Below are 12,345 nucleotides of genomic sequence, written 5' to 3'. Positions count from 1 at the left end.
AGGGCTACGATCGCTCCGGTTGTAGGTCGGGTGCCTTTTTTTTGCAGACTGTTGTCCCTGAAATGAAATGCGTGAGGAGAAAGGTATGCTGATTCTGACTCGTCGGTGCGCAGAAAGCCTGATTATCGGTGATGGCGAAATCACCGTGACCGTGCTCGGCGTCAAAGGAAATCAAGTGCGCATCGGCGTCAACGCCCCGAAAGAGGTTGCCGTGCACCGTGAGGAAATTTACCTGCGTATAAAGAAAGAGAAGGACGAAGAACCAAGCCATTAATTTTTATCGATTTTTATGTTTGCAAACGGGGAAGAAGGTGGTTAATATACGCCCCGTGTTGCGGAGAGCTGGCCGAGTGGCCGAAGGCGCTCCCCTGCTAAGGGAGTACACCTCAAAAGGGTGTCGGGGGTTCGAATCCCCCGTTCTCCGCCATTATTTGCTTAGTACGTTGTAATCTGGCTTTTTCTGTAAGTTGTTGAATTTATTAGAAAAAGTGGTTGGAATAGAGATTAGACGGGCTATAATGCGGCGCAACAAATGCACTCGTAGCTCAGCTGGATAGAGTACTCGGCTACGAACCGAGCGGTCACAGGTTCGAATCCTGTCGAGTGCACCATTTAAGAGTTGTTTATAGCGATATAAAGAACTCGGCTTCAGCCAGTTGTGGTCTGGTTTAAAAACACAAATGCACTCGTAGCTCAGCTGGATAGAGTACTCGGCTACGAACCGAGCGGTCACAGGTTCGAATCCTGTCGAGTGCACCATTTAAGAGTCGTTTGTAGCAATACAGGCAACTCGGCTTCAACCAGTTGTGATCTGGTCTAAAAACACAAAATGCACTCGTAGCTCAGCTGGATAGAGTACTCGGCTACGAACCGAGCGGTCACAGGTTCGAATCCTGTCGAGTGCACCATATTCAAGAAGCCCGCGTTTAACGCGGGCTTTTTGTTGCCTGCGATTTGGCTTTTCCTTTCACGCATCCCTTCGCGTCAAAATCGACTTGAGCACTTCGGCCTCTTTTCAGGTCATAGCGATAGCTCGTCGTCGACGTTCGAATATTCACCTTGTCCGGTTTGCCGAGCGCGCTCTCGACATCCTGTTGGCTCATGCCGGCAATCACTCGTTGATTGATGATTGCTGCGCGGCGCTGCCTGGCATCGATCAGGTTGCCGCATTTGTCCTCCAGGCGGCCAACGATGTCCGGTTCACGTCCCCTGATTGTCATACCGGATATTTCCTCATGGTTGTGTTCCGGCATGATCGGTACGACGGATCCGGGCGAGTAGGGGTGAACCTGTTGCTCTGAAAGCTGCTCGTCGCTCGCACAGCTCAGGGTCGTGAAGGTGATGCCGCCGTCGGCAGCTTCGCAGCGGTGAAGGGTGGTGGCGGCTCCGGCGGGTGGCAGGCAGAGCAGGCTGGCGACTACAAAAAGGCATGTTCTGGATAGCATTCGACGTCCTCCATGACGGTCTACGCTCAAGGGTAGTCGCTACATTTTTCAACGCCGGTGTGTTTTCTTTTCAAGATGAGTCGTCGCATCTGCACGGGTCAGGACAGCGCTCAACTTTGTCGCGCAAGCACTTGTTTCGACCGCGATTTTTTAACGTTTAAAACCGTCAGGCGGTGTATCATTGCGCCCGTCAGCCCCGCCGGGGCTTATGGAAAACCTCCATGGACTTACCCAGTAGTTACTCAGTAGCCCGTTTCACCAATCATGAATTGACTGATTGATCCTTCCGGCGTGCCCCGCTGCTGGGAGTGGAGTTCGCCTATGTCCGAAATCGAAGTAAAGAAAACCCAGGAAAGCCTGCAGGATCGCCTGGCTCAGGTCGTTGAGCTGCTGCAGCGCCAGAAGGTCGTCGAAGACCTGACTCATCGCCAGGAAGGCGCGCACCACGACCGGGTCGAGAACCTGGTTCACCGGCAGAACCTCGTCGAGCTGCAACGCAAACTCGATGATCTGCACTCCGCCGACGTTGCCTACATCCTTGAAGCCTTGCCGCTGGACGACCGTCTGACGCTCTGGCAACTGGTCAAGGCTGATCGCGACGGCGACATTCTTCTCGAAGTATCCGATTCCGTTCGTGAAACGCTGATCGCCGACATGGACGATCACGAGCTCCTGGCTGCGGCCAAGGACATGGACGCCGACGAACTTGCTGACTTGGCCTCCGAGCTGCCGCGAGACGTCGTCCATGAGCTGATGGAGACGCTCGACCAGCAGCAACGCGAGCGCGTGCGTTCGGCCCTGTCCTATGACGAGGAGCAGGTCGGTGCGCTGATGGACTTCGAGATGGTGACGATCCGTGAGGATGTCAGCCTCGAAGTGGTTCTGCGTTACCTGCGTCGTCTCAAAGAGCTGCCGGGCCACACCGACAAACTGTTCGTGGTCGATTACGACGGCGTGCTCAAGGGCGTGCTGCCGATCAAGCGTCTGTTGGTCAACGACCCGGAGAAGCAGGTTTCTGAAGTCATGGCCAGCGATCCGGTGAGTTTTCACCCGGACGAAGACGCCTATGACGCGGCTCAGGCGTTCGAGCGTTACGACTTGATTTCGGCCCCGGTGGTCGACAAGAACGGCAAGCTGATCGGCCGTCTGACCATCGACGAAATGGTCGACCTGATTCGTGAGGAGAGTGAAAGCGAAGTCCTCAACATGGCGGGTCTGCGCGAAGAGGAAGACATCTTCGCCTCCGTCTGGAAATCCCTGCGCAACCGTTGGGCGTGGCTGGCGATCAACCTGATTACGGCATTTGTCGCGTCGCGGGTGATCGGTCTGTTCGAAGGCTCGATCGAGAAGCTGGTGGCGCTGGCGGCGCTGATGCCGATCGTGGCGGGTATCGGCGGTAACTCCGGTAACCAGACGATCACCATGATCGTGCGTGCCATGGCGCTCGACCAGGTCAGCACCGGCAACACCTCGCGTCTGATGCGCAAGGAGCTGGCGGTGGCGTTGATCAATGGTCTGGTCTGGGGTGGGGTGATCGGTGTGGTCGCCTACCTGCTTTACGGCAGTTGGTCGCTGGGTGTGGTGATGACGGCGGCGATGACCCTCAACCTGCTGCTCGCGGCGCTGATGGGGGTGTTGATCCCGATGACGCTGGCCAAGATGGGCCGCGACCCGGCGATGGGCGCCAGCGTGATGATCACGGCCATGACCGACAGTGGTGGCTTCTTCATCTTTCTGGGGTTGGCGACGATCTTCCTGCTCTGATTCGCTGCCATACAAAAGCCCGCCGAAATGGCGGGCTTTTTTGTGCCTGTGTCTTTATTTGTAGTGAGGGTCAGATTTCAAACAAAAAAAAGCCAGCACTTAAGCTGGCTTGAGATGTTCGGCACGACTCAGGACGCGTCTGCGGCCATCTCGGCGTCGTGAGCGATCAGCGACACCAGTGCGTTCTGTTGACGGTGCGACAGCTGACGGAAGCGTTGCAGCAGCTCACGCTCATGCAGCGAAAGCTCCGGGCTGTCCAGGCGCATGCTCAACTCTTCGCCCAGTGCACCTTCCTGAATAAGACTCTGCTCAAGGCGCGCAATGATTTCGGAGTTCATGCTGCGATGATGATTGCGAGCCACCTCGGCAATGCGTTCACGCATCCCGTCTGGCAGACGTACGACGAACTTGTCAGCCGTACGGCTGGAATAAATTGCCTGTTTCAATGGGCGCATATATTTAACCGGTTAGTTCAGGGGAGCGGTTCTCGGGATTGGCCGCAGGATGTGTGGTAGGACAAGCATCCGCGCCAAATGGTTCAACCTGAATTGTTAAGAGGCCCGCATCATGCCTCAAAATTGCCAGATCATTGGCGTCAATTCTGTGACAAATATTGAGCTGGGTAAAGGCGTAATGCCAGCACCAATTATCAGAAATGCGGACTGGTTGGAAAACTTTGCCTTGGTCCGCATCAATGACCGCTTCCGGGTGCACATCTGTTGATGTCCGAAGACGTCAGAACGTGCATGCTATGCGGCTTTCAATCCTTGTTCCTTACCTGTACAGGATAGTGGCAATTTGCCGATTTACTAGGGCAAACACCCGTTGGAGGGCGTTTTCAGGATGGATGGCAGGCTTATTTATCTGATGGGACCCTCCGGTTCAGGCAAGGACAGCCTGATCGAGGCCGCGCGTGAGCCTTTGCGTGAGTTGAAATGCGAAATCATCCGCAGAGTGATTACCCGATCAGCGGAATCGGTGGGTGAGGATGCCATCAGCGTGACGCCCGAAGAGTTCGAGCGACGCCAGCAAGCCGGGGATTTCTCGCTGTCCTGGCAGGCCAATGGGCTGGCTTATGGTATCCCGGCAGAAATCGACGAATGGTTGCGCACTGGACGATCTGTGCTGGTGAACGGCTCACGCGCCAACCTGCGTCAGGCGCTTGAGCGCTATCCGACGCTGCTGCCGGTACTGCTGACGGTCAAGGATGAGGTCTTGCGTGAACGCCTGCTCAGACGAGGGCGGGAGACGCCTGAGCAGATCGATGCAAGGCTGGCGCGCAATTCGCTGTTCAAGGACAGAAGGGCAACTGACTTGCCCGTGCATCTGATCGACAACTCGGGCGACCTGGCGGACGCCGTCAAGCAACTGCTGGGCTTGATCCGTCTTAACGCAGCACCGGATCAAACTTGATCCTGCGCCCGGCCACCAGGGCCAGCACAAACAACACCGCAAACACGCCGCAGCCAATCAGGGGCAGGGTGACTGAGGTTTCCTCGAACAGCGAAAAATGCACAAAGCCACTCAATAAGGCGAGGATCAGAAATCCTGCGGCTGATTTGGACATGCTGTACTCCTGAAGATATTTCAAAAAACCAGACGTTCGGTGTCACGCGTCGGCAGTGCTTGCTCAGGCTCATTGACTGCCTGCGCCGCGAAGTCGCCCTGATCGCTCAGCACCGCCAACTGCGGCGCTCTCTGCACCTGCAAGTAATGCGGCATACGCTGAGCCACCGGCTCAGCACGCTCTGGAACAAAATGAAAACCCACCAAAACCGCGAGGGCGATTGCATTTGCGAGCAGGAGAGTGCTGTTCATGGGGCGGACTCCGTTTGTTCTGTTATACGAACAGACAAAGCACCCGGCGTGCCAACAGTCTAACCGCTGTGAAGTCCTTTAAAAACAAGCATTTGGAAGGGTTTTTAGCAAGTGTCGGGTTGCAATCTGCAATGATGGCTTTTTGCGGTAGTGCAAATTGCACGGTAAATGTTCCCGCAGCATTGCAAGGCGCCTGCCTACACTTAAAAAACCCATGGACGACATGACAAACCAAGGGCTGGCCGTTAACATGCTCGCCGTCCGTCGCGCCGTGTCCGGCCGCGACAACTCAGTGTCTCAGTAGCTCAATTGGATAGAGCATCCCCCTCCTAAGGGGAAGGTTGGCAGTTCGAACCTGCCCTGGGACACCATTATTCAGAGCCTTGCAACGGTTCGAAAAAAGCCCCGCACAGGATGATCTGGCGGGGCTTTTTCATGCTCGTAACAAGTGGCTCAGTTCAGTGCTCCGCCGTCGGCCTTGCCAATTGAGGTGCTGACTTCGATCACATGCCGGCGCCCGTTGACCTCGAAACTGCGCCCATCTGCATCAATGTCCGGTTTGCGCATTGCCAGTTGTGCAAACAAGCCATGTTTTTCGTCGTAGCTGCCAAACCAGTCAACCAGTTTTCCGATGTAGCATTCGTTACCGATAATCACCGGCAGGTCGAAAACATCTTCCACCGAGTAATGCACCGGGCCGTAGCTGTAGTAATCGCTCTCGCCTGCGCCTGTTGCAGGAATCGGGCAAAGAGGCGTGCGCTGAGTGTCCGGTTTACGGGGGCGTGCTTCGTTCGCCTTGGTGATTGCCTGATTGAGCGTAAGCCGCAGATCAGGTTCCAACTCAAAGGTGCTGGCGCCGTCATCCTTGTGTTGGGTGGTGGGCACGTTCAAGTAGTAGCCATATCGCACCGTCACGGTAGGCACTTCACGGTTGATCTTCAACGGATTGAGCAAGTAGATGTGATCAACGCCGTAGGCACCGTTGCGGTAGGCGAGGTAAATATTGCCCCGAGCCTTGATCCAGTACGCCGATTGGTTGGCTCTGCGATCATTGGTGTAGAACAGCGCGCTTTCAGGCTCAGGAGACCTTTTGACAAAATGGTCACCGTCTCGGCGCCAGGTTTCCACGTAGGTAAACATGCCGGTGCCACCGGCGTAAGTCTGGACGATCAGGTCTCGTTGCCCGTCGCCGTCCATGTCCAGCAACGAGTAGGAGGTTTGACCGGTTTCTGCTGCCGCATCGATTTCGGTGGCGGTCAATGCCTTCCATTCATCCGGTGTAACGTCTTTGGGAATCGAAGCTGGAAAGTGCGTTTGCTCGCTGGGGTTTTCTTTGTCGGAGTCGCCTGAAAACGATGTCTCTTCAGAGTTGAAAGCCAGTGAAGCCAGCACTCGTTCAACCGCCACCTCGCGATTGCCGCCCTCGCTGGCCGCTTGAATGCTGCGTTGCAGATCTTCCAGAACCTGTTTGTCGATGCCGGTCGGTCTGTGCGCAACGGCATCCATCTGCTGCGCCCGTAATAATTTCAGCCGGTCACGATAACTTTGTTCAAGGCAAGCAATACCCGCTTCGCATTGATTACGTGTCTTGAGCCACAACCGTTGTGTGCGCTTGAGTTCAGACTGCTTATCACCGGAGATCTTCATCAGCTCCCGATAAGCCGCACCCATCTGCGCATCCAGCGCATACAACCCTCTATCCGCACAAACAGCCTTCTCCACGGCATTCGCCGCTTTCGCACAATCCATTCCGCCCGCCATCGCCTGCTGGAAAAACAGCAGCGCACAGGCGGACACGATGCAACGTCCTTTGATGTACACGAGATAAACCTTGTAGGGGGGAAAGGTGAGTCGGTGCGCAGGTTAATCGCTGCGCCAGGAATCTTGAAGTGTCCGCTTCAGAGAACGTCACTTGTGGCCGATAACCCACTCGGTGACTTAAAAGTCGCGTGAAATCGCTTGATAGCATTTGGCCGGCAGCTATCATCTGCGCGCCTGAAATTGCCCTCACTTCAATTGCCTGGAAATCCTCGATGCTGTCGTATCACCAAAAGAGTTTTCTGATCGTCGATGATTTCTCGGATTTCCGCAGTTCCGTACGCTCGATGCTGCGCGAACTGGGGGTCAAGGATGTGGATACCGCCGATACCGGCGAGCAGGCGCTGAAGATGTGTGCGCAGAAGTCCTACGATTTCATTCTGCAGGATTTCCACCTCGGCGACGGCAAGAAGAACGGCCAGCAAGTGCTGGAAGACTTGATGTCGGAAAAGCTCATCAGCCATGAAGCGGTGTTTGTCATGGTCACGGCCGAGACCAGTCAGGCGATGGTGCTCAGTGCCCTGGAGCATGAGCCGGATGCTTACCTGACCAAGCCGTTCAATCGCTCCGGTCTGGCGCAGCGCCTGGAGCGTCTGGAGCAGCGCAAGACGTTGCTCAAACCGATTCTGCAAGCCCTTGATCGCGGTAAGCCGGTCGAGGTGCTCAATGCCTGTATTGCGCTGTGCAAGCAGGACATCCGTTATTCGCCGCTGTGCCTGCGTTATCGCGCCGATGCGCTGCGCGATATGAATCAGAACGAAGCGCTTGAACGCCTCTACGACAGCATCATCGCTGACCGGCCGTTGCCGTGGGCGTTTGCCGGGCTGGGCAAGTTGCTGTTCAAGCGTGGGCAAGTGGCGCAGGCCAAAGATGTCTACGAAAAAGCGCTGAAAGTGTTCCCGATGATGCCGGCGTTGTACGACGGCATGGCCGATGTGCTGGTCGCCGAGGGCGACACCAAGGGCGCGCAGCGGGTGCTGGAGGAGGCGATTCGTTTGTCGCCGCTGGCGGTGCGCCGGCAGGCGTTGCTCGGCAAACTGGCGATGACCAACGAGGATTTCGACACCGCGTCCCGGGCCTATCGTCAGGCGGTGGCGCAGGGCGCGCAGTCGCGTTTCAAGGACCCGGAAAGCAACCTCGGCCTGGCCCATGCCTTGATCAGCAAGGGCAGTGAGCGCGGGCTCGATACGCGCACCCGGCTAGAGATCAACACCACGCTCAGCGCCGTCGCCAAAGAGAATCCGTCTGACCCCGGCCTGCAGATTCGTGCGCGCCTGATGAAGGCCACCAGTCTGCTGCTCAACGATGCCGAGACCGCCGACAAGCTCACCGAACAAGCGCTGATGCGCCTCGACGGCATGGAACAGTTCATGAGCCCTGAAGCGGCGCTGCTGGTGGCCAAGCAATTGCAGATGCTCGGTCAGGCCGAGGCGGGCACTTCGATGCTCAAGAGCTGTGCGGAGATCTACGGCGACGATCCGGCGGTGATGAAAGACATCGCCAAGCTTACTGACGACCCGACTATCCTCAGTTCGAGCAACGCCGCGGCCGACCTCAACCGGCAGGGCGTGCGTGTGTACAAGACCGGCAACCTGGTGGAAGCCCGCGAGGTGTTCCGCAAGGCGCTGAAGATGCAACCGAAAAACATCAGTATCGCGCTGAACATGGCCCAGTCGCTGCTGCACGGCACCGACACCAGTGTGCCGTCGGCGGAGCTGGAAGAATGTCGGGCCTGCCTGAAAATGGTCGGCCTGATGCCCGACACCGACGCGCGTTTTGCGCGTTATCAGAAGCTGAAAAGCAAGGCGTTTGGCGAATGAACCAAGACGAGCAGGCTCTGGATTTCTCCACGGTGATTGCCTCCACCGTTCACGACATGAAGAACTCGCTGGCGATGCTGATGCAGGCCCACAGCCAGTGGCTGGCGCGCTTGCCCGAGGGGCAGCGCGCAGGAGCGGAGCAGGGCGTGATCGACTTCGAGTTCGCCCACCTCAACGGCATGCTGGTGCAGTTGCTCGGGCTGTACAAACTCGGCGTCAACCAGTTGCCGTTGCAACCGGCTTATCACGAGCTGGATGATTTCATCGAGGCGCAACTGGCCGCGCACCAGGAGGTGTTTGCCAGTCGCGGGATCATTGCCACCTACGAAGTTGATCCGCTGAGCCCGCTGGGTTTCTTCGATCGCGAATTGGTGGCGTCGGTGTTGGGCAACTGCATCAACAACGCCATCCGTTATGCCCGCGAGTCGCTGCTGATTACCGTCAGTGACGAGGCCGGGCAACTGGTGTTGAGCATCAACGATGACGGCGACGGTTACCCGGCCGAGATGCTCGAGCGTCAAGCCGATTACGTGCAGGGCATCAATCACGGCAGCGGCAGCACCGGGTTGGGTCTGTATTTCGCCAACCGGATTGCTGCGTTGCATCAGCGCAATGGCGTGGTCGGGCACACCGAGATTCGCAATGGCGGACCGTTGGGTGGCGGGGTGTTCAGCCTTTATCTGCCGTGACCCGGGTTTTTGTTTGACGCTGCTTGATATTCCGAACGGCCGGAGCCTATTTTGTACGGGTTGCCGCTTGCGGCTCGCACAATAACAAGGATTGCGTCATGACAACCGATGGCCAGCGTTCACTCGCGCAGCGACTGACCGGCATTGATGAGATTGAATGTGTCACGCCGGATTTGAACGGCGTGCCGCGCGGCAAGGTGATGACCGCCGAGGGTTTCCTCGAAGGGCGGCGTTTGCAGATGGCTCGGGGTGTGCTGCTGCAATGCATCATGGGCGGTTATCCGCCGGCGCGGTTTTACGGCAGCGATGACGGCGACCTGGCGCTGGTGGCCGAGCCGAGCATGATCCATCCCCTGCCATGGAGCGACGAGCCACGTGCTCTGGCCATCTGCGATGCCGACGAACTGAGCGGCGAAAGCTCCAACCTGTCGACCCGCGGTCAATTGAAGAAAGTCATTGCCCGGTACGCCGCACGCGGTCTGGCGCCGGTAGTGGCGACCGAGCTGGAATTCTTCGTCTTTGCGCCGAACACTGATCCGACCCAGCCGTTCCGTCCGCCAGTCGGCCTCGACGGACGTCGCGAGGATGGGCAGTCGGCGTTCAGTGTCAGTTCCAACAATGGCCTGCGGCCATTCTTCAGCGAAGTCTATAAATGCATGGCAGCCCTCGGTCTGCCGCGCGATACCTTCATGCATGAAATGGGCGTCAGCCAGTTCGAGATCAACTTGCTGCATGGTGATCCGCTGTTGCTCGCCGATCAGACCTTCTTGTTCAAACACCTGCTCAAGGAAGTCGCGCTCAAGCATGGTCTGAGCGTGGTTTGCATGGCCAAGCCGCTGGCGCACACGCCGGGCAGTTCGATGCACATTCACCAGAGCCTGATCGAGATCGCCACCGGCAAGAATGTGTTCAGCGACGAGGACGGCCAGCCGACCGCGATCTTCCGCCATTTCATCGGCGGGCAGCAGGCGGGCATGGCCGATTTCACTGCGCTGTTTGCGCCGAACGTGAACTCCTATCAGCGTCTGTGCCACCCGTATGCGTCGCCGAACAATGCCTGCTGGTCGCACGACAACCGCGCCGCAGGGCTGCGGATTCCGGCCAGTTCGCCGGTGGCTCGCCGCGTCGAAAACCGCTTGCCGGGCGCCGACGCCAACCCGTATCTGGCGATTGCCGCGAGTCTGGCCGCCGGCTTGCATGGGATCGAGCATGAGCTGGAACCGACTGCGGCGATTCAGGGCGAATTCGAAGTGCCGGACAATCTTTCGCTGCCGTGTACCTTGCATGCCGCACTCGAACGTCTGAAACGTAGCCAATTGGCCAGGGAACTGTTCGGACAGGAGTTCATCGAAGGCTACATCGCTTCGAAGACCATGGAGTTGACCAGCTTCTTTGATGAAATCACTCCCTGGGAACGGCGTGTTCTAGCAGCCCAGGCCTGACTAACTGTCGCCGTCGGGCTATCGTCTGGATAGCCCGATACTCACTGCAAGGAGCCGCTCGGAACGCCGATGCGCCAAATCTGGAAATCCTTTCGAGCGCTGTATTTCGCCTCGCTGATGATGTTGATCGGCTCGGGCCTTCTATCTACTTACCTGGCGTTGCGCCTGGCCGCTGACAATGTTGACGGGCTGTGGGTCGGTGCGCTGATGGCGGCCAACTATTTCGGCCTGGTGCTGGGCGGCAAGATCGGTCACCGCTTGATCGCCCGGGTCGGACACATTCGGGCGTATTCGGCGTGTGCCGGGATCGTCGGCGCGGCGGTGCTCGGGCATGGCCTGGTCGACTGGCTGCCGGCGTGGCTGGTGCTGCGGACCATCGTCGGTCTGGGCATGATGTGCCAATACATGGTGATCGAGAGCTGGCTCAACGAGCAGGCCGACGCCAACCAGCGCGGTCTGGTGTTCAGCGGCTACATGATCGCTTCGTATCTGGGGCTGGTGCTCGGTCAACTGATTCTGGTCATGCATCCGGGCCTCGGTCTGGAGCTGCTGATGCTGGTCGCGCTGTGTTTTGCCCTGTGTCTGGTGCCGGTGGCGCTGACCCGCCGGATTCACCCGGCGCCACTGCATCCGGCACCGATGGAGCCACGCTTCTTTATCAAGCGGGTGCCGCAGTCGTTGAGCACGGTGCTGGGCGCCGGCTTGATCATCGGCTCGTTCTACGGTCTGGCGCCGCTGTATGCGTCGCAGCAGGGGCTGTCGACCGAGCAGGTCGGTCTGTTCATGGGTAGCTGCATTTTTGCCGGACTGCTGGTGCAGTGGCCGTTGGGCTGGCTGTCCGATCGTTATGACCGGGCGCTGCTGATTCGCTGCTTTGCCGGGTTCCTGGCGGTGGCGGCGTTGCCGTTGGCGATCCTGCCGCAGGTGCCGCTGGAAGTTCTGTTTGTCGTCGGGTTCATGTGTTCACTGGTGCAGTTCTGCCTGTACCCGCTGGCGGTGGCGTTCTCCAATGACCACGTCGAGGGTGATCGCCGGGTGTCGCTGACGGCGATGCTGCTGGTGACCTACGGTGTCGGCGCGAGCATCGGCCCGCTGCTGGCCGGGGTGCTGATGAAGCTGTTCGGCAGTCAGAGCCTCTATGCGTTTTTCAGCTTTTTTGCGTTGGTGCTGGTGTGGCGCATCCGGCCGAAAGCGGTGACCAATCTGCATCAGGTCGACGACGCACCGCTGCATCACGTTGCGATGCCGGACAGCATGTCCAGCTCGCCGCTGGTGGCCGCCCTCGACCCGCGGGTGGATGAGCAGGTGGTGCAGGAGCAGATGCAGACCACGGTTACGCCAGAGCCGGAACCGGAGCCAGAACCCGAAGTGCAGCCTGAAGCGGCGGTGGAAACTGATCCGGCTGATGAGGGGGATAAACCAGCACCGGATATCAGTGGGGCCAGACCCTGAATCGGGTGATGGCAACGCTGTTCAAAGAATGATGCTTTAACTGTGGTGAGGGGATTTATCCCCGATGGGTTGCGAAGCGGCCCAAAAGCCATTCAGT

Annotated in this window: 12 protein-coding genes and 5 tRNA genes; 12 read left to right on the top strand and 5 right to left on the bottom strand. The window is 58.0% G+C overall.

From position 1 onward, the window contains the following. Nucleotides 1–85: 85 nt before the first annotated feature. The 5 genes from csrA to ACOYXG_RS19800 all read left to right on the top strand — a co-directional run bounded on the left by csrA (nt 86) and on the right by ACOYXG_RS19800 (nt 908). A complete protein-coding gene (gene csrA / locus ACOYXG_RS19820) occupies nt 86–274 on the top strand; it encodes a carbon storage regulator CsrA (RefSeq protein WP_002554426.1) in 189 nt (62 codons plus the stop codon). Between the two features lie 62 nt (nt 275–336). Next, nucleotides 337–427 (top strand) — tRNA-Ser (locus ACOYXG_RS19815). Nucleotides 428–534: 107 nt separating this feature from the next. Next, nucleotides 535–611: transfer RNA gene (locus ACOYXG_RS19810), tRNA-Arg, on the top strand. A gap of 71 nt (nt 612–682) precedes the next feature. Next, nucleotides 683–759: transfer RNA gene (locus ACOYXG_RS19805), tRNA-Arg, on the top strand. A 72-nt stretch (nt 760–831) separates the two neighbouring features. After that, nucleotides 832–908, top strand: a tRNA-Arg gene (locus ACOYXG_RS19800). 18 nt (nt 909–926) lie between these two features. On the opposite strand, the gene ACOYXG_RS19795 is transcribed toward ACOYXG_RS19800, so the two are convergent. Next, the gene (locus ACOYXG_RS19795; RefSeq protein WP_460353530.1) at nt 927–1,445 is read right to left on the bottom strand and encodes a cell envelope protein SmpA; all 519 of its coding nucleotides are present in this window, start codon (nt 1,443–1,445) and stop codon (nt 927–929) included. Between the two features lie 321 nt (nt 1,446–1,766). On the opposite strand from ACOYXG_RS19795, the gene mgtE reads away from it, so the two are divergent. Further along, nucleotides 1,767–3,209, top strand: coding sequence for a magnesium transporter (gene mgtE / locus ACOYXG_RS19790; protein ID WP_027612263.1), 1,443 nt, complete (start codon nt 1,767–1,769; stop codon nt 3,207–3,209). Between the two features lie 128 nt (nt 3,210–3,337). On the opposite strand, the gene ACOYXG_RS19785 is transcribed toward mgtE, so the two are convergent. Then, on the bottom strand, nt 3,338–3,664 hold the full coding sequence (locus ACOYXG_RS19785) for an Arc family DNA-binding protein (protein WP_003178899.1): 327 nt from the start codon (nt 3,662–3,664) through the stop codon (nt 3,338–3,340). 388 nt (nt 3,665–4,052) lie between these two features. Between ACOYXG_RS19785 and phnN the strand changes: the two genes are divergently transcribed. Then, complete coding sequence (phnN, locus tag ACOYXG_RS19780) at nt 4,053–4,622, top strand: phosphonate metabolism protein/1,5-bisphosphokinase (PRPP-forming) PhnN (RefSeq protein WP_460353526.1); 570 nt, start codon at nt 4,053–4,055, stop codon at nt 4,620–4,622. On the opposite strand, the gene ACOYXG_RS19775 is transcribed toward phnN, so the two are convergent. After that, a complete protein-coding gene (locus ACOYXG_RS19775; RefSeq protein WP_460353523.1) occupies nt 4,597–4,776 on the bottom strand; it encodes a PA3371 family protein in 180 nt (59 codons plus the stop codon). The genes phnN and ACOYXG_RS19775 overlap by 26 nt on opposite strands. Before the next feature lie 20 nt (nt 4,777–4,796). Continuing rightward, the gene (locus ACOYXG_RS19770) at nt 4,797–5,027 is read right to left on the bottom strand and encodes a hypothetical protein (RefSeq protein WP_041074282.1); all 231 of its coding nucleotides are present in this window, start codon (nt 5,025–5,027) and stop codon (nt 4,797–4,799) included. 294 nt (nt 5,028–5,321) lie between these two features. Here ACOYXG_RS19770 and ACOYXG_RS19765 point away from each other — a divergent pair. Beyond that, a tRNA-Arg gene (locus ACOYXG_RS19765) sits at nt 5,322–5,398 on the top strand. 82 nt (nt 5,399–5,480) lie between these two features. On the opposite strand, the gene ACOYXG_RS19760 is transcribed toward ACOYXG_RS19765, so the two are convergent. Continuing rightward, nucleotides 5,481–6,848, bottom strand: coding sequence for a lysozyme inhibitor LprI family protein (locus ACOYXG_RS19760; protein ID WP_460353520.1), 1,368 nt, complete (start codon nt 6,846–6,848; stop codon nt 5,481–5,483). A 212-nt stretch (nt 6,849–7,060) separates the two neighbouring features. Between ACOYXG_RS19760 and ACOYXG_RS19755 the strand changes: the two genes are divergently transcribed. The 4 genes from ACOYXG_RS19755 (at nt 7,061) to ACOYXG_RS19740 (ending at nt 12,248) form a co-directional block, all read left to right on the top strand. Continuing rightward, on the top strand, nt 7,061–8,665 hold the full coding sequence (locus tag ACOYXG_RS19755; RefSeq protein WP_095137132.1) for a tetratricopeptide repeat-containing response regulator: 1,605 nt from the start codon (nt 7,061–7,063) through the stop codon (nt 8,663–8,665). Then, nucleotides 8,662–9,354 (top strand): sensor histidine kinase, encoded by a 693-nt coding sequence (locus ACOYXG_RS19750; protein ID WP_095137133.1) that lies wholly within the window; start codon nt 8,662–8,664, stop codon nt 9,352–9,354. Before ACOYXG_RS19755 ends, ACOYXG_RS19750 begins: the two co-directional genes overlap by 4 nt. Before the next feature lie 200 nt (nt 9,355–9,554). Beyond that, a complete protein-coding gene (locus ACOYXG_RS19745; protein ID WP_178083275.1) occupies nt 9,555–10,796 on the top strand; it encodes a glutamine synthetase family protein in 1,242 nt (413 codons plus the stop codon). 69 nt (nt 10,797–10,865) lie between these two features. Beyond that, the gene (locus ACOYXG_RS19740; protein ID WP_095137135.1) at nt 10,866–12,248 is read left to right on the top strand and encodes an MFS transporter; all 1,383 of its coding nucleotides are present in this window, start codon (nt 10,866–10,868) and stop codon (nt 12,246–12,248) included. Nucleotides 12,249–12,345 lie beyond the last annotated feature (97 nt).

The sequence above is a fragment of the Pseudomonas sp. G3-39 genome (genome assembly GCF_054790485.1).
Note: the sequence above shows the minus strand (reverse complement) of the source record. Positions and strands in the feature narration are given on the sequence as shown.